This is a genomic window from Bradyrhizobium sp. Kon58, assembly GCF_055807455.1.
Genome location: NZ_JBVVOT010000028.1, coordinates 55,050 through 76,788 on the forward strand (window position 1 = coordinate 55,050; position 21,739 = coordinate 76,788).

The following is a 21,739-nucleotide window of genomic DNA, read 5'->3' on the forward strand; positions in this document are numbered from 1 at the left end:
TTGCTTCGTCGCAAGAGCTCCTCGCAATGAAGAGCTTGAGGAGCGTGCGTGTGAGAACATCGCGCAACACCGGGAACCCATCGCGCGTCCCGTAATGACACGTGCAGGCAAGAGTTCCTTCACCATTCGCGTTGACCAATTGTTTACCTCGTCGCGTGAGAGCGCGTTTACCAACGCGCATCATCACCCCGTGAAAACACCTGCGATTGCTTGCGTGTGCCGCATGCGCAACGCCGATTAACGCCCCGGCAACCTAAATTAGATACTCACGAGAAAGATCGAATTGCACGGATGTACTGCGGCTCGATTTTTCTAGCGTAAGCGTAGCGTGAGCGTATCGATGTTTTTGTTGCGTACCCATCCGAAGGGCGCGCGGTTCGCGTCCTTCGGTATCGGTCTCTGCATCTTCGCATTGATGCCGAGAGAGACCGGCTATCAGGACATTGCCTCGCTGCTGGCGCGCCAACCCGGCGTCGCGGAGCGTTGGCAGAAGCAGGTGTTCTCTGCTGCCTCCTCCATACAGCTGGCCACTTACAGTTTTTCCCGGCCGATCGGCACTTCGGCTCCGCAGAGCGCGATGGTTCGTCTCGCGAGCCTTGACGGCCGCGACATCACCGGCGCGATCAGCCGCAATCCGGCGCTCCAGGCGCCCCCGCGCTACCAGGCCGCCGATTTTCCCAAGGTCGATCGCTCCATGAAGGGTGATCGCCTCGCAACGGTCACACCGACGCAAGCTCCCGAAGCGGGCGCGCCGACGGCAGCGCCGACGCAGGAAGACCCCGCGACGTCGAACAGCTCGGTGTTCGGCGCCAAGACCGTCGCGCTGCCACCGGCGATGTCGCCGGAGTCCGCGGCCGCGCTCGATCCCGAACTTGCGGAAGCGCTACGCGCGCCGCCGCTGCCGCAATACACCAATGCGCCACAAGCCAGCGACGCTGCGCGCTCGCTCGCGCTCCAACCGCTCGAAGCGCTGAAGCAGGCCACCATTCCGGCTGCACCGCCGCGCGATCCATTCCGCATCAAGACCTCGAACCTGTTCTTCGGCAGGTCCTCGCTCGGCGGCAACGTCGAGAGCATCGAGAGCTGGCAACCCGGTGCGGAGCCGCTGATCGTGATGCCGGACCCCGACATGAAGGTGACGGCCTCACTGTCGCCGCCGTCGGAGGATATTGCGAAGGATATCGAAAGCGGCGAGAGCGTCGCGCCGAAAGGTGAGGTCAACGTCGACAACCAGCGCGCCAGATCGCCGGCGGAACGGCTCGCGCTCGACGACAAGTCGCGCGCGAAGTCCGAAAAATGCCTGGCGGAGGCCGTCTATTTCGAGTCCCGCGGCGAGGCCGTGCGCGGCCAGATGGCGGTTGCGCAGGTGGTGATGAACCGCGTGTTCTCCGGAAAATATCCGGACACGGTGTGCGGCGCCGTCTATCAAAACAAGCACCGCCACCTCGCCTGCCAGTTCACCTTCGCCTGCGACAACAATGCCGACGTGATCCGCGAGCCCGAGATGTGGGAGCGTGCGAAAAAGATCTCGAAGGCCATGCTCGACGGCCAGATCTGGCTGCCCGAGGTCGGCAAGTCCACGCACTACCACGCCTATTGGGTGCGCCCGTCCTGGGTCGCCGAGATGAAGAAGATGTACAAGACCGGCGTCCACACCTTCTATCGCCCGCGCGCCTGGGGCGACGGCAGCGAGGAACCGAGCTGGGGCACCCCCGCGCAGACCGCCGCGCTCTCCGCCGAGCTCACCCAGGAAGCCAAGAGCTCCGCCGAGATGGGCGCGACCGAGCGAAGGTAGGCGTTCTTTACCTCGCCCCGCTTGCGGGGAGAGGTCAGATTGCATCGAAGATGCAATCTGGGTGAGGGGGACTCTCCACGAGTCCAACTCTCACCTTCCCTGTGGAGGCTCCCCCTCACCCCAACCCTCTCCCCGCAAGCGGGGCGAGGGAGAAGACCCGCCTCACGCCTCGATATCCAGCGCGCAGTCGAAATTCGGCGCCGAATGCGTCAGCGCGCCGGCTGAAGCGTAGTCGACGCCGGTCGCCGCGATGGCTGCGATCGAGTCCAGGGTGACGCCGCCGGATGCCTCCAGCTTGAGGCGTCCCTCGTTGATCCCAACGGCCTCGCGCAGCGTCGCAATGTCCATGTTGTCGAGCAGCACGGCGTCGGCAAGGCCGGTGTCGAGCACCTCGCGCAACTGCGGAAGCGTGTCGACCTCGATCTCGATCTTGACGAGATGGCCGGCATGGGCGCGGGCGCGCTCCAGCACGGGACGGATGCCGCCGGCGACCGCGATGTGGTTATCCTTGATCAGGATCGCGTCGTCGAGACCAAAGCGGTGATTGAAGCCGCCGCCGCAGCGTACCGCGTATTTCTCCAACGCGCGCAGCCCGGGCGTGGTTTTTCGCGTGCAGCAGATCCGCATCCGGGTGCCCTCGGTGCGCGCAACATAGTCCGCCGTGAGCGTCGCAACGCCTGACAGGCGGCCGACGAAATTCAGCGCGGTCCGCTCCGCCGTGAGGATGGCGCGTGCCGGCCCCGAGATCGTCAGCACCTGCTGCCCGCGGGCGACGCGCGCGGCGTCGCGAACATGTGCGCGTACCTCGATGTCGGGCGAAAGCCTTTGCAGGGTGGCGAGCGCCAGCGGCAAGCCGGCGATCACGCCGGATTGCCGTGCGACCAGGATCGCTTGCGCCTTCGTTGCCTCGGGGATCGTCGCAAGCGAGGTGATGTCGCCGGCGCGGCCGAGATCCTCATCGAGCGCGCGGTGCACAGCCTCGTCGATCGCGAGCGGGGAGAGGAAGGCGTCGGGATAGAGCAGAGAGGTTGGGGTGATCATGGCAGACTCCGTCAGGCGATCATGGGTTGCGCGGTGCCCGGTGTCGGGCGTTCGGTCAGGCCATCTGCGATCTCGCGCACTGCTGCGAGCGTCGTCATCGTGCGTTGCGCGAGTGCGGGAAAGTCCGCGGAATGGTCGGAGCGGAAATGCGCGCCGCGGCTCTCGCACCGGTTCCAGGCCGACGCCGCCACGAGCAGGGCTGCCGTGGCCATGTTGCGCACCGCAATGCTCGTGGCTTCGCGTTCGAGCGCGGCGAAGCAGCGAACCGCGTCCGCAAGCCCGTCACCGTCGCGGATCACGCCGACATGCGTGCTCATCAGCAGCCGCAGCCGCTTCACGACCGCAGCATCCGGCGCCCCGCCCCGCAGCGTCGCCTCGTTCGCAAGGCGGGCGGGCGAGGGAATGGTGCGGCCGGCGATGTCGTCGGCGATGCGCGCGGCGTAGACCACGGCCTCCAGCAGCGAATTCGACGCAAGCCGGTTCGCGCCGTGCGCGCCGGTGGACGACACTTCGCCGCCGGCCCAGAGCCCTTCGATCGAGCTGCGGCCGCGATCGTCCACCGCGATGCCGCCCATGTGATAGTGCGACGCCGGTGCGATCGGGATGACCTGCGTGGCGGGATCGATGCCCGCGGCGATGCAGCTTGCATGGACGGTCGGGAATCTGTCGGCAAAACGTGCGCCGAGCGCCTGCCGCGCATCGAGGAAGGCGCCGCGCCCGGCCGAGATCTCCGCGAACACGCCGCGGGCCACGATGTCGCGCGGTGCAAGCTCGGCGAGCGGATGACGCGCCGCCATGAAACGCTCGCCGCGGCCGTTGATCAGTGTCGCGCCTTCGCCGCGCAAGGCTTCCGTGGCGAGCGGCGCGGGATCGCGGCCGACCATGATGGCGGTCGGGTGAAATTGCACGAACTCGGGATCTGCGATGGTCGCGCCGGCGCGTGCGGCGATCGCAAGGCCGGATCCGCCCGCCTCGCGCGGATTGGTGGTGACGGCATAGAGATGGCCGATGCCACCCGTGGCGAGCACCACGGTGCGCGCGGCGATGAGGACCGGGCGTGCTGCCGCGTCGCCAGCTTCGCGCAATTGAAGACCGGTGACGGCACCGTCCTCGGTCAACAGCGTCTCGGCGACGAAACCTTCGATCAGTCGGATCGAGGGCGTGCGCCGCACGGCATCGCTCAGCGCGGCGATGATGGCAGCGCCCGCGCCGTCGCCACGCACATGCACGATACGCCGCGCCGAGTGTGCGGCTTCGCGCCCGACTGCGAGCCTGCCTTCGAGATCGCGGTCGAACGGCACGCCATAGGCGAGAAGATCGTGAATCCGCGGTGCTGCCTCGCGCGCGATTTCCAATGCGACAGCCTGGTCGACTATGCCGCCGCCGACCGCGATCGTATCTGCGGCGTGCGCTTCCGGCGTATCGCCTTCACCCACGGCCGCGGCGATGCCGCCTTGCGCCCATGCGGACGACGCGCCCTGTCCGAGCGGCGCAGCCGAGATCAATGTCACGGGCCGCGGCGCGAGCTTGAGCGCGCAGAACAATCCGGCAAGGCCGCCGCCGACGATGACGACGTCGTCGGAGCGGGTGAGCGTGTTGATGTTGTTTGTCATGGCTTTATCTCAATTCTTTAAATTGATCATCCGCTCGACCGAGCGCCTTGCGCGGTCCGCAAGTGCGGGATCGATCGTCACTTCCTCGCGAAGCGTCAGCAGGCTCTCCAGAATGTTGGCGAGTGTGATGCGCTTCATGTGCGGGCAGATGTTGCAGGGACGCAGCATCTCGACATCGGGCAGCTCGGCGCGGACATTGTCGGCCATCGAGCATTCCGTGATCATCACCAGCCGACGCGGCCGCCGCTCACGCACCCAGTTGATCATGTGCGCGGTCGAGCCGGTGAAGTCGGCCTCGGCCAGCACGTCCGGCGGGCATTCGGGATGGGCGATGATCTGTACGGAGGGATCGGCCTCGCGGTAGCTGCGCAGCTCGGCGCCAGTGAAACGCTCGTGCACCTCGCAGGCGCCCTTCCAGGCAATGATCTTCACGTCGGTCTTCGAGGCCACGTAAGTGGCGAGATAGCGGTCGGGCAGGAAGATCACGCTGGGCGCTCTGAGGCTCTCGACCACCTGCACCGCGTTCGACGAGGTGCAGCAGATATCGACCTCGGCCTTCACCTCCGCGGAGGTGTTGACATAGGCAACGACAGGCACGCCGGGAAATCTGTCGCGGAGCAGGCGAACGTCAGCGCCAGTGATGCTGGCGGCGAGCGAGCAGCCGGCGCGTGTATCAGGGATCAGCACCGTCTTGTCCGGATTGAGCAGTTTCGAGGTCTCCGCCATGAAGTGCACGCCGCACTGGACGATGATGCCGGCCTTCACCCTGGTGGCTTCGACCGCGAGCTGGAGCGAATCACCGCCGATGTCGGCGACGCAGTGGAAGATCTCCGGCGCCTGGTAATTGTGCGCGAGGATCACCGCGCCCCGCGCTTGCTTCAGCTCGTTGATCGCCTTGATCGTCGGGGCCATCAGCGGCCATTCGATCGGCGGGATGACGTGTTTCACGCGCTCGTAAAGCGGCGCGGTGGCTCGCTCGACCTCGGGCGTCCATTCCAGCGAAGGCATCGGCAGGGCAGGTCCGGTTCGCGCCTGCCCGGGCCGTACCGGGGTGATGAGCTGGCCTGGGGGCCGGCTGGCAAAGTCGTCGGGGCCGTAAATTCCAGTTAGCGGCATCGAAGCCTCCCGTGCATGTTATACTCATTGTGAGCATATAAAGGGCCTGAGAAATCCGGCCGACAGGCCGGGGATCCATTCGATATGCTCGATATGAGCAAATAATAAATAGCACGTCGTGTTTGGAGCCGCCAGATCTCGCCGCACACATTTCCGTCAAGTCGGGCACTCGGCGCGTCGTCCGAGGCCGCGAGGAAATGCAATGCTCTGGCGCCAGCTCTTCGCGAAACGCAATCGTTTTTGGCTTGGGGTTTTCATGCAGATGCATTAAACGAGGCTCCCTCGCGGCTGCCATTTGCGAATCCGCGACGACGCACGAGGAACAGCATGTCGACACAGATGGGCGAGCTCGGTTCGGTCTCCCGTTCCTCCTCCTGGCGCACGCCGGCGATCATCATTCTCTGCGGCTGCGCGATCGGGATGCTCGGCTTCGGCCCGCGCTCGGCGCTGGGCTTCTTCGTGCAGCCGATGAGCCATGAATATGCCTGGGGCCGCGACGTGTTCGGCCTCGCGATCGCGTTTCAAAATTTGCTGTGGGGACTGGGCCAGCCGGTCGCCGGTGCGGTCGCCGATCGCTTCGGCTTGTTCCGGGTGATGTGCGTCGGCGCTCTGCTCTATGCCGGCGGCTTGCTCCTGATGCGCTATTCCTCGACGCCGCTGTCGCTCAACATCGGCGCTGGCGTCATGGTCGGCTTCGGTCTCGCCGGCTGCTCGTTCAATCTGGTGCTGTCGGCCTTTACCAAGCTCTTGCCGGCCGAGAAGCGCGGCCTTGCGCTCGGCGCCGGCACTGCGGCGGGATCGTTCGGGCAATTCCTGTTCGCACCGATTGGAGTGGCCCTGATCGACAATTTCGGCTGGCAGCAGGCGCTCACCGTGTTCGGCTTCCTGATGTTGTTGATCATCCCGCTGGCGCTGGCGCTCTCGACGCCGCCGGTCGCAAGCACCGCAAACGCGGCGCCTGCGGACCAGCAGACCTTCACCAAAGCGCTCGCGGAAGCCTTTGGCCATCGCTCCTACGTGCTGCTTGTGCTCGGCTTCTTCACCTGCGGCTTCCAGCTTGCCTTCATCACGGTGCATCTGCCGGCCTTCCTGGTCGATAACGGCATCTCCACGCAAATCGGTGGCTGGGTGATCGCGGCGATCGGACTGTTCAACATCATGGGATCGCTCAGCGTCGGTTATCTCCAGAACTCACTGCCCAAGCGCTACATCCTCTCGACCATCTATTTCACCCGCGCGCTTGCGACGCTTGCCTTCATCTCGTTCCCGATCACGCCGTTCTCGGCGATTGCGTTCGGCGCGGTCTCCGGCCTGACCTGGCTGTCGACCGTGCCGCCGACCTCGGCGCTGGTCGCGATCATGTTCGGCACGCGCTGGTTCGCCACCCTCTATGGCTTCGCCTTCGTCAGCCATCAGGTCGGCGGCTTCCTCGGCGTCTGGCTCGGCGGCATCGTATTCGAGCGGTTCGGTTCCTACACGCCGATCTGGTGGCTCTCGATCCTGTTCGGCGTGCTCTCGGCGATGATCAATCTTCCGATCGTGGAGAAACCGGTCCAGCGGGCGGTTGCGCAGCCTGCCTGATCGGCTAAACATCGCCTGAAACAAGTCAGGGAGTTTAGCTGTGGCCACTTTCAAGGCGATCCGGATCGACAAGGCGGACAAGGGCACCACCGCGCAGCTCACGCAGTTCGACGAAGCCGAGCTGATGGAGGGCGACGTCACCGTGCGCGTGGAATGGTCGACGTTGAACTACAAGGACGGCCTTGCGCTCACCGGCAAGGCGCCGGTGGTGCGCCGCTTCCCGATGATTGCCGGTATCGATTTCGCCGGCACGGTTGAGCAGTCCTCGCATCCGCAATGGAAGGCGGGCGACAAGGTCGTCTGCACCGGCTGGGGCATGGGCGAGACCCATCTCGGCGCCTATGCCGAGAAGGCGCGGGTGAAAGGCGAGTGGCTGGTCGCGCTTCCGCAGGGCCTGTCGGCGCGCGACGCCATGGCGATCGGCACCGCCGGCTTCACCGCGATGCTGTCCGTGCTGGCGCTGGAGAAGCACGGAGTGTCGCCGAACAGCGGTCCGGTCGTGGTGACGGGCGCGGCGGGCGGCGTCGGCTCGGTTGCGACCGCCGTGCTCTCGAAGCTCGGCTATCACGTCATCGCCTCCACGGGACGTGCGTCCGAAGCGGACTATCTGAAAGAGATCGGCGCGACTGAGGTGATCGACCGCAACGAACTGTCGGCGGCCGCCAAGCCCATCGCCAAGGAGCGCTGGGCGGGCGGCGTCGACAGCGTCGGCTCGACCACGCTCGCAAATCTGCTGTCGATGACGAAGTATGGCGGCGCGATCGCGGCCTGCGGCTTGGCCGCCGGCATGGACCTGCCGTCTTCCGTCGCACCCTTCATTTTGCGCGGGGTGTGCCTTCTCGGCATCGATTCCGTGATGTGCCCGATCGAGCCGCGGAAAGCCGCCTGGCAGCGCCTGGCATCCGATCTGGACCGGACGAAACTAGCTGAAATCACTCACGAAATTTCGCTTTCCGACGTTCCGGAGTGGGGCGCGAAAATCCTGGCCGGCCAGGTCCGCGGTCGCACCGTTGTAAAAATTGTCTAACGGCGTTCAGACTTTACCAACCATGCTGCTTCAATGTCGCCATGGTTAGTATGGTAAGCAGCGGGTAAAGAGATAAGGCATAGCCCGCTGCGGGGTTGGTTCGGAGTTGAGCATGCTTGCGCGTATTGTGTTGGGGGCGGTCACGGCGGTAGCGACGCTTGCGCCGGCCATTGCTGGAAGCATGAACGCCGATGAGGCGCGCCGCTTCGTCGCCGGGAAGGTGTTTGCTTTCACCTGTTTTGACGGCACCCGCGGCGCTGGCCGCATCATGGACGACCTCGGCGCCGCCGGGGCCGTGCAGTTCTCGGGTGCAGGTCCGGTGAAACATCTCCGCCTGCCGGGCAACACGCTTCAGATCCGCGGCCAGAACGTCTGCGCCTCCATCAAGGGCATTCCGTTCGAGCCCTGTTTCAACCTTGAAAAGACCGACGATCGCAGTTTCCGCGGCTCGGTATCGGGGATGGGCTTCGCCTATTGCGACTTCCATCACCAGGGCGGCAACCAGATGCTGATGGCGCGCGCCGTGGCGCGGCCACGCTCGCTGCGCACTTCGGAACACACGGGTTCGGTCGGCACGCCCAACACCGAAGTCGCCGCGCGTGTCGAGACCCCGCGTGTCGAGAGTAGCCGGCTCGAGCCGGTGAAGCCGCAAGCCAAATCGGAGCCCGCCAAGGACGACGCTCCACTGGAGCTTCGTCGCTCCACCCAGTGAGTTGGGTCGCGGGACAGCCCGCGCACTTTGTCGTTGAGAGCTGCCGTCAAACACGAAGCCGCCGCGCCGTAGTCATACGGACGGCGGCTTTCATGCGTTGGTAGCTGTTCGCACCCCAGTTTGCGTACGGCCGGGGGCGCGGCCCGATAAAAGGGTTCAACGATGTCGCTGTACTTCTTCCGTATCAGCACGGGCCGCTATTCCGGTGCTGCCGACCAGCCGTATGAGTTCGAGGATCGCGCTGCGGCCTGGACCGAGATGACCGAAGTCTGTGCCAATTTGCTCGGCGGCATCTCGCGCGGCCTGAAACAGGACGCCGAATGGCGCATGGAGCTGCTCGACGAGAACAAGGAGCCGGTGTTTCGGATCAGCCTGATCGGCGAGAGCCAGAAGGCCCTTGGTCGTACTGGTTAGAAATCGGGCATCCTACCGCCGCGTGTGGTTAACCTGTTAAGCGCGCGGACCGTGCCATTTTTCAAGGGATTTTCCGGTGAGTCCGGTATTTGTCCGGGGACGGTTGTTAACCGGATAACCACACCTGAAGCTCAGTTTTTAGGCAAGGGCGATCAACGCCGAGGGCGGCCGACAATGACTTGGCCGCGCAATCCCGGGAAACGCCCTCATGTCGAGACTCATCCAGAATCTGCAAATCGGTACCAAGCTCGCGCTCGCTTCGGTGTTCGGCGTTGTTCTCGTCGGCGCCATGATCGCGAGCCAGGTCATCGGCAACAACACCGTGCGTCATTCCAACCAAGGCGCGCTTGCGCAGCAGGAATTGGTGCGCGAGGCCACCGAAGCCAAGCTTGGGATACGCGGCATGCAGCTCGCTGTACGGGACATGCGTCTCGCCAACAATCAGGGTGACTTGCAAAAGGCGAGCGAGACTCTGCTGGAGCGGTCGAAAGCGCTGAACGGCGTCGTCGATTCCATGCTCAGATTGGCGCACTCACCGGAAAATCGCGCGCGGATGGAGAAGCTCAAGTTGACGTCCGCCGATTACCTGAAGGGCGCGCAGCAGAACGCCTCTGTTCGCAGCGAGGCCATTGCCGTTGCGGCCACGGACCCGGTCCGCGCCGCCAAGATTTCCGAGGAAGGCGCGCGCCACATCCGTGAGGTGACGCTGCCGCTCGCTACGCAGCTGGATAATTTGACCAGCGAGATTGCCGATTTCGCCAAGCACAAAGGCGACGAAGAAATCGCGGCCGCGGCACAGGAGATGGCCGCGAGCGAGCGTCTCGGCATGGTGGTCGGCGCGTGCGCCGTGCTCGTTCTCATTGGTTCGTGGCTGATGTCCTTCCTGACCATCGCGCGGCCGATCCGCGCGCTCACGGTTGCCATGGACAAGCTCGCTGGTGGTGACTTCTCTGTTGTCCTGCCGGGTCTCGGCCGCAAGGACGAGGTCGGCGGCGTCGCTGCGGCCGTCGAGAAATTCAAGGTCGTATCGGAGCAGAAGGCGCGCGGGGAAGCGGAAGCCAAGATGCGGCAGGAGCAGGTGGCGGCCGAGCAGCGCAAGGCCGATATGCGCAGGCTTGCCGATAGTTTCGAAGGCGCCGTCGGCGAGATCGTCGATACCGTCTCCTCGGCCGCGACGGAGCTCGAGGCTTCGGCCTCGACGTTGACTTCGACGGCGGAGCGGGCACAGGAACTGACGATAGTTGTGGCTGCGGCCTCCGAGGAGGCGTCGACCAACGTGCAGTCGGTTGCCTCCGCGACCGAAGAGCTGTCGTCCTCGATCACCGAGATCAGCCGCCAGGTGCAGGAATCGGCGCGGGTCGCGAGCGAGGCGGTGACCCAGGCCCGAACCACGACCGACCGTGTCGGCGAATTGTCCAAGGCGGCGGCTCGCATTGGCGACGTGGTCGAGCTGATCAACACCATCGCCGGCCAGACCAACCTGCTGGCGCTCAATGCCACCATCGAGGCCGCGCGCGCCGGCGAGGCCGGCCGCGGCTTTGCCGTCGTCGCCTCCGAAGTCAAGGCGCTTGCCGAGCAGACTGCGAAGGCGACCGGCGAGATCGGCCAGCAGATTTCCGGCATTCAGGCCGCGACGCAGGACTCGGTCAGCGCGATCAGCGCCATCAGCAACACCATCGAAAAGCTGTCCGAGATATCATCCACGATCGCTGCGGCCGTCGAAGAGCAGGGCGCGGCGACGCAGGAGATCTCGCGCAACGTGCAGCAGGCGGCCGAAGGTACCCATCAGGTCTCGTCCAACATCACCGACGTGCAGCGCGGTGCGGGCGAAACTGGATCGGCATCCTCGCAAGTGCTGGCAGCAGCGCAGTCGCTGTCCGGCGACAGCAACCGCCTCAAGCTCGAGGTCGGCAAGTTCCTCGATTCCGTGCGCGCCGCCTAAGAACCTCGTTCCAGACAGTTCGGAAGACGCCCTGCCTCCTTAGGCGGGGCGTTTTTGCATCCGATCGTCGCCGCGAACGTCTCGCGCATGCCTTCGGCGAACGTCGGCTGCAAAAGTAAACAGTGGCGACCTCAAGCTGAAATTTACAACTTGCTCGCGAAATTATCTCTTCCATTTCAATTATTTGGGCTGAAATCCCAGTATTTCTCCGGGCCCTCCCGTTAACCAGAATGCGAAGCTCGAGGACTAGATTCTCCGGCAAGGGCGATCAACGTCCATGCAGCCGGCAAGGACTTGGCTGCGTGTTTCCTTTGGGGGAAACGTAGCATGTTGAGCCCTGCTCATCATCAGCAGGTCCGAACTCAGGCCGTCAGCGCGTGGAGTCGGCTTGGAAATGTTCGGATCGGCACGATCTTGCCGATCATCATCTCTGCCCTGGTCTTGCTGGGGTTGGCCTCGGCTGGATTCATCGCCTATGAGGCCATCCTCAAGCGGCGAGAGTCCGAGGCATTCCTGAAGGTCAATGCAGTTGCCCATCTGCTGCTGCGCAGCGCAGGACATTGGGCCATTGAACGCGGGCTGACCAACGCCGTGCTGAAGTCTCCTGATGTCGTCAGCGCCGAGCGCCGTGCCGAAATCGCAAAGGCGCGCGCGACGGCCGACGAGGCCTTTCGCCAAGCCGTCCTCGATATCAGCGCGATTCCCGAAATGACAGCGGGGCAAAGACAAATTGCGGACGCCGCGGCGAAATTCGAGGCGCTGCGTCTCTTGCGTGAGAAAGCCGACGCGGGAATGTCGCGCCCGCGCGTCGAACGCGAGGCTGACCTCGTAGATGGCTTCGCGCCAACAATTACGGAGGTGATCGACGTCGCGAGCAACCGCTTGAGGCTGACGCTCGAGACGCTCACCAGCCCGCCTGTGGCAAGGCTGGCCCAGCTCATCGGCTTGCGACATCTGACAGCTCAGATGGCCGAGAATGCCGGAAGGGAGCGGGCCCTGCTCGCTGGGGTCGTCGGTGCGCGCGCGAAGCTCGGGATGGAGGGCTATGAGCGCCTTTCGGCGCTGCGGGCCAAGGTCGAACTCGCATGGGACACGGTATTGCCGGTGCGGCTGCGCGCGGACCTCGCCGTGCAGATCGGCGAGGCGATGACGGAGGTCGAGAAGTCCTATTTTGGAGCCTACGGTGAAACGCGGGCGCTTGTGCTCGCCGGTGGCGAAGCCGGGGACTACAAGATCACGGGACCCGAGTACTTCACGCGGGCCACCGCCGGCATCAATGCGGTGCTGAAGCTCGGTGAAGCCATCGGCGCGGCCGCTGACCGCGAAGCCACGATGCAGGCAGAAGGCAGCACTCGTAATTTCGCTTTCACGGTCGTGTTGCTCTGCGCCTCGGTGATGCTCGCTGGCCTCAGTTTCTGGATCACCTTTGGCCGGATCCTCAAGCCGCTTTCAGCCATTTCGGTTGCGATGGGTGGGCTCGCCAATGGCGACTTCACGACGGTCGTGCCAGGCACCCGCCGAGGTGACGAGGTCGGCGAGATGGCGCGGACCGTTGAAGTCTTCAAGCAAAACGGCCTCGAAGTCGAACGCATGCGCGGCGATCACGCTGCGGCCGAGCGGCGGGCAGCCGAGCAGCGCAAGGCGGAGATGCGGAAGCTGGCCGACGGCTTCGAAGCCGCGATCGGGGAGATCGTCAATACCGTGTCCTCGGCAGCGACCGAGCTCGAAGCCTCGGCGTCGACGCTCACATCGACCGCGGAGCGCGGGCAGCAGCTCACGACCATGGTTGCTGCGGCCTCCGAGGAGGCGTCCACCAACGTGCAGGCGGTGGCGTCGGCGACCGAGGAGCTGTCGTCTTCTATCACCGAGATCAGCAGGCAGGTGCAGGAATCGGCCCGCGTGGCCAACGAAGCTGTCGGCCAGGCGCGTGTCACCACCGAGCGTGTCAGCGAATTGTCCAGGGCGGCGACGCGGATCGGCGACGTGGTCGAGCTGATCAACACCATCGCAGGTCAGACCAATCTCCTGGCGCTCAACGCGACCATCGAGGCCGCGCGCGCCGGCGAAGCCGGTCGCGGCTTTGCGGTCGTCGCCTCCGAGGTCAAGGCACTCGCCGAACAGACCGCGAAGGCCACCGGCGAGATCGGGCAGCAGATCGCCAGCATCCAGACCGCGACCGAGCATTCGGTCGGCGCAATCAAGGACATCAGCGGCACTATCGAGAAGCTGTCGGAGATTTCCTCCACCATCGCGGCTGCCGTGGAAGAGCAGGGCGCGGCGACACAGGAAATCTCCCGCAACGTGCAGCAGGCGGCGGAAGGCACCCATCAGGTCTCGGCCAACATCACCGACGTGCAGCGCGGCGCGAGCGAGACCGGCTCGGCGTCGTCGCAGGTGCTGGCGGCGGCGCAGTCGCTGTCAGGCGACAGCAACCGCCTCAAGCTCGAGGTCGGCAACTTCCTCGATACCGTGCGCGCAGCGTGACGCGGCCGCCGTCATCGACCGACTGCAACCGCCGCGCGAAGACGCCCGGTGGCTCGCATGCGTTCGCAGCTGGATGCCGCGGTGCGAAGAGCCGCACGGTTAACCTTCCGGAAAACCGATTCAGTCATGATCTCCGCAATATTCCGGGTGCCGAGTCGCCCTCCTTGCATTGCGTATCCATCGTATTGGAGCACATCCCATGAGTGGCCCTTCCATTCGCCTCACCCATAAGGTCATGGCGATCGGACTGTTCGGATTGTTGGGTCTCGTCGCCTTCGGCGCGATCTATGAGATGGGCAGTCTCTCCCAGGACGCCTCGCGCGACGTTGCCAACCGGGCTCGCGCGATTGCGGATCTCGACAAGCAGCTCTCGATCGAGATGCTGGAGGCGCGCCGCAACGAGAAGAATTTTCAGCAGCGCCGCAACGAGAGCTACGCCAAGGCCCACGCGGAGTTGATCGGGCCGATCAATCGCGATTTCGAAGAAATCGAGCGTCTGATGGCGGCCGGCGGCATGAGCGCGCTGTCCGACCGGATGAAGCAGGCCCAGGACGACTTCAAGCGATACGCCTCGGACTTCGGCAAATTGGTGGCCGCGGAGACCCGGCTCGGCCTGAACGAGACGCTGGGCCTATCCGGCTCGCTCCGCGCCGCGGTGCACGACATCGAAGCCAAGCTCAAGGAGATCGACGATCCCAGGAGCACGAGCTGGATGCTGATGATGCGCCGGCATGAGAAGGACTTCATGCTGCGGCGCGATCCAAAATACATCGCCGAGATGAAGAAGGCCGCAGCCGAATTCTCCAAGGCGATAGAGGTCGTCGCAGTCCCTACGGCCGTGATGAACGACATCACAGCCAAGCTGCAGAAATACCAGTCCGAGTTCGCGTCCTGGGTGGAGACCGCGCAGCAAACTGCTGCCCTCGACGCCAGCATGATGAAAACCTTCCGTGGGTTGGAACCGGGCATGATCGAGGTGCGCAACACAGTCGAAGACCTCTACAGGAAAGCCGAAGCTGCAGAGGCTGCGACCCGCGATTCCGTGCGGCTGTGGATGGCCGTCGCCTTCGGCGTCACCGTCCTCGTGCTCGCCGCGGTCGGATTCCTTCTGGGACGTTCGATTTCGAAAGCGCTTGCAGGCATGGTCGGCGCGATGACGCGGCTAGCGCGCGGCGAGCTTTCGATTTCCGTTCCCGGCGTCGGGCGCAGAGACGAGATCGGCGAGATGGCCGGCGCCGTCGAGGTGTTCAGGACCAATATGGCGGAAGCCGAGCGGCTGCGCACCGAGCAGATCGAAGCCGATGCGCGCGGGCGCCAGCAGCGCAAGGCCGACATGCACCGGCTCGCCGATAATTTCGAAGGCGCGGTCGGCGAGATCATCGATACTGTTTCGTCGGCTGCAACCGAGCTCGAGGCGTCCTCGAACACGCTGACCCAGGCGGCCGAGCGCGGCAACGGGCTTGCCACCGTCGTGGCGGCCGCCTCCGAAGAGGCCTCCGCGAACGTGCAGTCGGTGTCTTCAGCGAGCGAGGAAATGACCTCCTCGATCTCCGAGATCAGCCGTCAGGTGCAGGAATCGGCGCGTGTTGCCGATGTCGCCGTCGAGCAGGCCCAGCGCACCAATGCGCGCGTCGCCGAGCTGACCAAGGCCGCCTCCCGCATTGGCGACGTGGTCGAGCTGATCAACACCATCGCCAGCCAGACCAATTTGCTGGCGCTCAACGCGACGATCGAGGCGGCGCGGGCGGGCGAAGCCGGCAAGGGCTTTGCCGTGGTCGCGACCGAAGTGAAGGCGCTCGCCGAGCAGACTGCGAAAGCGACCGGCGAGATCAGCCAGCACATCGGTGCGATCCAGAACGCGACGCAAGACTCAGCCGGTGCGATCAAGGAGATCGGCGACACCATCGCGCGGATGTCGGAGATCTCGTCGACCATCGCCGCCGCGGTCGAGGAACAGGGCGCCGCCACTCAGGAGATCTCCCGCAATATCCAGCACGCCGCGAATGGCACCTCCGAAGTCTCCGCGAACATCGGCCACGTCCAGCGCGGGGCAGGCGAAACCGGGGCTGCCTCGGCGCAGGTGCATTCGGCAGCGCAATCGCTCTCGCAGGAAAGCCACCGGCTGAAGAGCGAGGTCGCGCGCTTTCTGGAATCGGTGCGGGCGGCGTGACAGCCGCCGCGTCGGTCGCATGTTGCGGCGCAAGCGGGCCGGCTGCGCGTGGCAGCATGAGCTGGCTGTGAGCTGCAACAGACGGTTGCATGAGAAATAACGACTGTCGGAAGTGTCCCGTAACTTTACGTAGGTCCCTGTTAACGCCTGCTTGCGACTATGTGTGCAATCTCACGGGATAAGAACCAGCCAGCATTGTTGAACTGACCTCCGTCTCGCCACCGTCGTGGCGATTTGCGGCGCAGACAATTTGCGCGTTGCTAGGTAACATCGGGATTTGTCGTGATGTCGAAATTGTCCATCGTCTTCAAGCTTCTGGCCGTGCTGTCGGTCCTCGTCCTTTCGCTCGCCGGCGTCGGCGTGACGGCGATCGGCACCATGCAGAACATCAATTCCCATACGGTCGAGATCGCGGAGAGCTGGCTGCCCAGCGTGCGCGCGCTCGGCTCGCTTCGCGCCGACATCAACGAGCTGCGCGTCGCGCTGCGTCTGCATCTGATGCAGGACACCGTTGAGGGCAAGGACGCCGCCGAGAAGCGCCTCGCCTCGCTCCGGGCGCGTATCGACCAGACCCGCAAGGTTTATGAGCCGCTGATCACCTCCGCCGAGGAGCGCTCGCTCTATGGGCAATGGAGCACGGCGTGGGCCGAGTATCTGAACGGCGTGCAGGACGTGATGGCGCTGTCGCGCAAGGGCGTTGGGCGTTTCCCGGCCGACGCCAACGAGCTGCTGCAGACCAAGGTCGCGAAGATGGCGCAGGCCGCCGACCCCCTGCTTCAGAAGGGCATCGAGATGAACAATCGCGGCGCCGAGCTGGAGACCAAGCAGGCCGCCGACAGCTATGCCATGATCTTCCGCGTGCTGGTCGGCATCATCGTGCTTTCGGTCGTGATCGCGATCGGCGCCGCCTATTATCTCGTGCGCGACGTTTCCCGTGGCATTGCCTCGATCATCCGTCCGATGCAGTCGCTGGGCGAGGGCGACCTTTCGGCCGAGGTGCCGCATCGCGGCGAGAAGACCGAGATCGGCTCGATGGCGGATGCGCTGCAGATCTTCAAGGAGGCGCTGATCGCCAAGAAGGCCGCCGACGAGGCCGCTGCGCGCGACGCCGAAGCCAAGATCGAACGCGGCCGCCGCGTCGACGCCATCACCCGCAAATTCGAAGCCATGATCGGCGAGGTGGTCGGGACCGTGTCCTCGGCCTCGACCGAGCTCGAGGCCTCTGCCTCGACGCTGACCAACACCGCGCAGCGCGGACAGGAACTCGCGACCGTCGTCGCAGCCGCCTCCGAGGAAGCCTCGACCAACGTCCAGGCGGTGGCATCCGCTTCCGAGGAGCTGTCGTCCTCCATCACCGAGATCAGCCGCCGCGTGCAGGATTCGGCGCGGATGGCGGCGGAGGCCGTCGAGCAGGCGGCGCGGACCAACGATCGCGTCAACGCACTATCGCAGGCGGCGTCCCGCATCGGCGACGTCGTCGAGCTCATCAACACCATCGCAGGGCAGACCAATCTGCTGGCGCTGAACGCGACCATCGAGGCCGCGCGTGCCGGTGAAGCCGGCCGGGGCTTCGCGGTCGTCGCCTCCGAGGTCAAGGCGCTGGCGGAGCAGACCGCGAAAGCGACCGGTGAGATCGGGGCGCAGGTCTCGGGCATCCAGGCAGCGACGCAGGAATCAGTCAGTGCCATCCAGGAGATCGGCGGCACCATTGAGCGGCTGTCCGAGGTGGCTGCGGCCATTGCCGCCGCCGTCGAGGAGCAGGGCGCGGCCACGCAGGAAATCTCGCGTAACGTGCAGCAGGCCTCGGTCGGCACGCAGGAGGTCTCGTCGAACATCACCGACGTGCAGCGCGGTGCGATTGAGACCGGCGAGGCCTCGAACGAGGTGCTGTCGGCGGCGAAATCGCTGGCGACGGACAGCACCCGTCTCAAGGTCGAGGTCGCGCAATTCCTGGAATCGGTTCGCGCGGCCTGATCCTCAAATGCTCGTCTGCGGAGCCGGCGGCGGTGCGACCTGCCGCCGGAACAGGATACGCTGGTAGAGCCAGCCGATCGCGACCAGCACGATGCCGAGGCACATGAACGACAGCGCGCGGTAGACGCCCGTCAGCGTCGACATGTCGATGACGAAGGCCTTCAGGATCGTCAACGCGATCACGACGGCCGACGCCAGCCGCGCCCGCTCGGAATTGACGAGAATGCCGACGCCCAGCAGCACCACGCCGAAGCCGAGCCAGCCGATCGAATAGGTATATTGCTCGGCGCCCGTGGTCGCCCCGGCGGAGAGGATCGGGCCGTGATAGAAGCGGCGGATCTCCAGCGTGACATAGGCAAGCGCGAACAGCAGCGCGCCGCCCGCAATCGTGTTGGCGTAGGCCTTGCCGCGTTGGCCGGCCACGGCATAGGACAGCAGCAGCATCAGCACCGCCGGCAGCGCGTAGCCGAGCAGCAGCAGGTTGAACACGGCGCCGCCAACGTCAGTGCGCCACAGCAGCGGGTTCTCCAGGATCAAGAGGCCGAACACGCCGACGAGCCCGGCGATTGCCGTGAGCACGACCGCGCCGACATTGTGCACGATGCTGCGGCTGCGCTGCCGCAGACGCTCCAGCCCGATCGCCATGGCGAGCATGACGCAGACCTGCAGCGCGCATTCCAGCAGCGACGGTGCGTCCGTCATGTTGCCGCCGGTCGCAAAATGGCGGATCTCCATGAAAGCGAGGAGGGCGGTGAACAGGATCGCGGCGCTCTCGACCATGCGCAGAGGGGCGTCGTCGGCGCGGCGGCGCAGGAACAAGCTCGCCGCCCAGAACGATGCCGCCGGCAGGCCGTAGCCCCACAACAGCCAGTTGAAGATCGGCGTAGTGCCGACGGCGTCGCCGACGATGCGCGGATCATAGCCGATCCGGGCGGTGACGAGGCCTGCGAAGATCGCGGCCAGCCAGCGCAGGAACGGGATCGGCCGCTGCATCGAGATCCAGGCGGTGCCGAGCGACATCAGCGCCAGTGCGATCGTGAGCCAGCCCTTCTCCAGCGCAAACGTCAGCGCCAGCGCCAGCGCACCGAGCGTGCCGGTCGCGAACAAGGCCGTGGAGATCATGGCGCCCGGCCGGGACTCGCGGCGCGCAAGGGCTTCGGTGGCAGCGCCAAAGGCGGCGGCGAGCAGCACCGCGAGGATGGCGAACGGAATCGAGCGGTCGAGATGCGCGATCCGTGTGTAGAGCGCGACCAGGATCGCGATCGGCGTCGCGACACCGGCGACCGACCACACCACCGGAATGATCGCCGAGTTCGAACGGCCCTGCGCGAGGAAGCCCGCGATGCCGAAGCCGGCGGCGAAGATCGCCGCCATCACCAGATGCAGTGTCACCGCACTGTCGATCGCCGTCGGTGCGATGCCGGCGATGGGGCCGCCCGGCAGCACCAGCATGTCGGGATTGGCGCGCACCGCCCATTCGGCGAACACGACGAAGACGGTTGCGGCCGCCGCGCCGAGTGCGCCGGTGGCCGCCGGCGCGCGCCAGGCGACAAGCAGCGTCGCGCCGACCAGCAGCGCGAAAGCGATCAGCGCCAGGTCCGCATGCGCGCTCGACAGCACGATCAGCATCGCGCCGAACAGATAGGCACCGAGCGAGCCGGACGAGACCGGTTCGATCTCGCCGTCCTCGATCGTCGGGCCGAACATGAAGCCGCAGACCACGAGAAGAGCGGCAAGAACGAAGCCTGCGATCACATGGAAAGCGTGCGGTGCGACCTGCAAGTCGCTGGTATCTAGTCCCGGAAAGATCCAGAGCACGGCGAAGGCGATGGTGGTGACTGCAAGCCAGCGCCACAGCCGGATACGAGCGAGGCCGAAGCTCGCGGCGGTGACGATGGCGAGATAGATGTAGAGCGCCCAATAGTCCGGCTTGTCGCTGGAGACGAGGATCGGCGTCACGAACGCGCCGACCACGCCGAGGCCCGCGAGCGCGGGCCCGTGCAAGAGCGCCGCGGCCAGCGTGCCGAGCGCGACGAGGCCGAGCAGCACGAAGGCGGTCGCGGGCACGAGGAAGCCATAGAGCGCGTAAGCCGCGTAGATGGTCGCAAACGCCACCGCCGTGCCGGCCGCGGTGAGAATCGCGGGAATGTTGGCGATCGGCAGCGCGGCGATATTGGAGATGCCCTCTTTGCGGCGTGACCATTCGCCGGCCCCCAGCAGCGCCAGCGCGAAAACGCCGCCAAGGAACACGCGCACGCCGGGGCCGACGAGGCCGGCCTCGATCGAATAGCGCACCATGAAGAAGCCGCCGAGCGCGAGCGCAAGGCCGCCGATCCACACCACCCAGCGGGTGCCGAGCCGTTCCTCGAAGCCGGGCGCGGGTGCGGGCAGCGGCGGCGTCGCGTCGGCCCCGGTGTTCGCTGCGAGCGGTGGCGGTGAAACATCCTCGGTGATGAGCGGGGGCGGCGCTTCGGGCACCACTTCGGCTTGGGGCACAAGCGACGGCGGCGCTGCGGAAGTCGTCGCGGACGCTTCAGCCCACACATCTGCCGGGATCCGCGGCGGCTGCACGGGCCGTTGCGCGTGGAACGTCGCTTCGAGCGAGCTCAGCCGTCGTCGCAGCTCAGCCGCCTGGCTGGAGGCCTTGATCGCGATGATGAAAGCGATGACCGCAATGATCAGCGCGAAGACGTCAAACGGGCCGTCAGACATAAAGCCTCCAGGCAATCGGCGGGCAGGGGCCGATCACACATATCTCGGGTTAGCGCCGGGAGCGTACGCGCAAGCCCGGCGCGGGCCGCTCCTGGAGCACGTCGCGACGGAAGCGGTAGAGCGCCGCCGGACGTCCGCCCGTCTGTGTCGACATCACCCCGGTCGGTTCGACCAGGGCTTCCATTTCGACCAGGCGGCGGAAATTTTGTTTGTGCAGGTGTCGGCCGGAGATCGCCTCCACCGTATACTGCAATTCCGTGAGTGTGAACTCGGCGGGCAAAAGTTCAAAGACCACAGGACGATACTTCAGTTTGGCACGCAGCCGCGCGATCGCTGTCGCAAGAATCCGGCGGTGGTCGAAGCGCATGGATGTGCCGAGCGCGGGCAGTGCCTTGCGCGCTAATGCCGCAGGGCGACCGTCGCGCCGCGCTTCCTCGACCAGCCCGGCCTCGTACAGGAGCTCGTAGCGGTCGAGCACGCGCTCCTCGTCCCAGGACGCGCCGTCGAGACCGAAATAGAACCGCACCCGATCCTTGCGCGGCAATGCGCGCGTCGTCTCCGACGTCTCCTCTTCGGCCCACTCGGTCAATGCCGGGATGATGTCGCGCGCGACGATCGCGGGCGGGCCCTCGCGCCGGTCCTCCCAAGGCAGGAAGCGATACCATGGCGCGAAGCTCGCACTCGTGGCTGCGAGTTCGCCGCCGATGGCGCGCGTCAGTGCGAGATAGCCGATCGACACCATGTGCGCGCCGGTATCGCCGGCCTCGGCATGCCGGCCGCGATCGCCGAACGTGTAGAGCTGTTCGACATAGCCGAGCCGTAGCCCCGTCTGTTCCTCGACCCAGGCCCGCAGGCCGATCTCGAAAGTGCGATGGCTCGGCGCATCGAACGGGCCGAACGGCAGGCCCGCCAGTCCGTCACTGTCGCGCGCGGTGAGGATCAGCGGCTCGTGATCCTCGATCGCGACGATCGCGGCAGTCAGGCCGATCTCGATCGGCGTCAGCAGCTTTTCTCTCATGCGACGGCGGTCGCGTGAGTGATGAGATAGGTATGCCAATTGATTGACCCGGTCTCGCCGCGGGCTCGCTGTAACCTCTCCCGCTTGCGAGAGAGGTCGGCGCACAGCGCCGGGTGAGGGCTTTCTCCTCTAGGGGACTG

Annotated in this window: 14 protein-coding genes; 9 read left to right on the forward strand and 5 right to left on the reverse strand. The window is 65.5% G+C overall.

All coding sequences use genetic code 11. The annotated features are described in order from the left end of the window. Positions 1 to 340: 340 nt before the first annotated feature. Entirely contained in the window at positions 341 to 1,795 is a 1,455-nt protein-coding gene (locus AC0L20_RS31520) for a cell wall hydrolase (protein WP_473294480.1), read from the forward strand. Between the two features lie 162 nt (positions 1,796 to 1,957). Here the strand turns inward: AC0L20_RS31520 and nadC are convergent, their stop codons facing one another. Genes nadC through nadA form a run of 3 tightly spaced genes read right to left on the reverse strand, consistent with a single transcriptional unit; the run spans position 1,958 to position 5,565 of the window. Continuing rightward, a complete protein-coding gene (nadC, locus tag AC0L20_RS31525; RefSeq protein ID WP_473294481.1) occupies positions 1,958 to 2,836 on the reverse strand; it encodes a carboxylating nicotinate-nucleotide diphosphorylase in 879 nt (292 codons plus the stop codon). Between the two features lie 11 nt (positions 2,837 to 2,847). Beyond that, on the reverse strand, positions 2,848 to 4,449 hold the full coding sequence (locus AC0L20_RS31530) for an L-aspartate oxidase (protein ID WP_473294482.1): 1,602 nt from the start codon (positions 4,447 to 4,449) through the stop codon (positions 2,848 to 2,850). A 9-nt stretch (positions 4,450 to 4,458) separates the two neighbouring features. Continuing rightward, positions 4,459 to 5,565 (reverse strand): quinolinate synthase NadA, encoded by a 1,107-nt coding sequence (gene nadA, locus AC0L20_RS31535; RefSeq protein WP_473294483.1) that lies wholly within the window; start codon positions 5,563 to 5,565, stop codon positions 4,459 to 4,461. Between the two features lie 327 nt (positions 5,566 to 5,892). Here nadA and AC0L20_RS31540 point away from each other — a divergent pair, with 327 nt between their 5' ends. From AC0L20_RS31540 to AC0L20_RS31575, 8 genes are all read left to right on the forward strand, one after another. Beyond that, on the forward strand, positions 5,893 to 7,146 hold the full coding sequence (locus AC0L20_RS31540) for an MFS transporter (protein WP_473294484.1): 1,254 nt from the start codon (positions 5,893 to 5,895) through the stop codon (positions 7,144 to 7,146). Positions 7,147 to 7,186: 40 nt separating this feature from the next. Next, positions 7,187 to 8,173: an acrylyl-CoA reductase (NADPH) gene (gene acuI / locus AC0L20_RS31545; RefSeq protein ID WP_473294485.1), complete on the forward strand. Its 987-nt coding sequence runs from the start codon at positions 7,187 to 7,189 to the stop codon at positions 8,171 to 8,173. Positions 8,174 to 8,285: 112 nt separating this feature from the next. Beyond that, the gene (locus AC0L20_RS31550; protein ID WP_473294486.1) at positions 8,286 to 8,885 is read left to right on the forward strand and encodes a hypothetical protein; all 600 of its coding nucleotides are present in this window, start codon (positions 8,286 to 8,288) and stop codon (positions 8,883 to 8,885) included. Between the two features lie 162 nt (positions 8,886 to 9,047). After that, positions 9,048 to 9,299 carry a DUF6894 family protein gene (locus tag AC0L20_RS31555; RefSeq protein WP_007594936.1) on the forward strand — a complete coding sequence of 84 codons (252 nt, stop codon included), beginning with the start codon at positions 9,048 to 9,050 and terminating at the stop codon, positions 9,297 to 9,299. A 208-nt stretch (positions 9,300 to 9,507) separates the two neighbouring features. After that, a complete protein-coding gene (locus tag AC0L20_RS31560; protein WP_473294487.1) occupies positions 9,508 to 11,241 on the forward strand; it encodes a methyl-accepting chemotaxis protein in 1,734 nt (577 codons plus the stop codon). 327 nt (positions 11,242 to 11,568) lie between these two features. Beyond that, positions 11,569 to 13,725 (forward strand): methyl-accepting chemotaxis protein, encoded by a 2,157-nt coding sequence (locus tag AC0L20_RS31565; protein ID WP_473294488.1) that lies wholly within the window; start codon positions 11,569 to 11,571, stop codon positions 13,723 to 13,725. 199 nt (positions 13,726 to 13,924) lie between these two features. Further along, complete coding sequence (locus tag AC0L20_RS31570) at positions 13,925 to 15,895, forward strand: methyl-accepting chemotaxis protein (RefSeq protein ID WP_473294489.1); 1,971 nt, start codon at positions 13,925 to 13,927, stop codon at positions 15,893 to 15,895. A 285-nt stretch (positions 15,896 to 16,180) separates the two neighbouring features. Next, on the forward strand, positions 16,181 to 17,869 hold the full coding sequence (locus AC0L20_RS31575) for a methyl-accepting chemotaxis protein (RefSeq protein WP_473294490.1): 1,689 nt from the start codon (positions 16,181 to 16,183) through the stop codon (positions 17,867 to 17,869). A 3-nt stretch (positions 17,870 to 17,872) separates the two neighbouring features. Here AC0L20_RS31575 and AC0L20_RS31580 read toward each other — a convergent pair whose 3' ends face one another. Beyond that, positions 17,873 to 20,581 carry a DUF2339 domain-containing protein gene (locus AC0L20_RS31580; protein WP_473294491.1) on the reverse strand — a complete coding sequence of 903 codons (2,709 nt, stop codon included), beginning with the start codon at positions 20,579 to 20,581 and terminating at the stop codon, positions 17,873 to 17,875. A 49-nt stretch (positions 20,582 to 20,630) separates the two neighbouring features. Beyond that, entirely contained in the window at positions 20,631 to 21,599 is a 969-nt protein-coding gene (locus AC0L20_RS31585) for an NUDIX hydrolase (protein WP_473294492.1), read from the reverse strand. Positions 21,600 to 21,739: the final 140 nt, after the last annotated feature.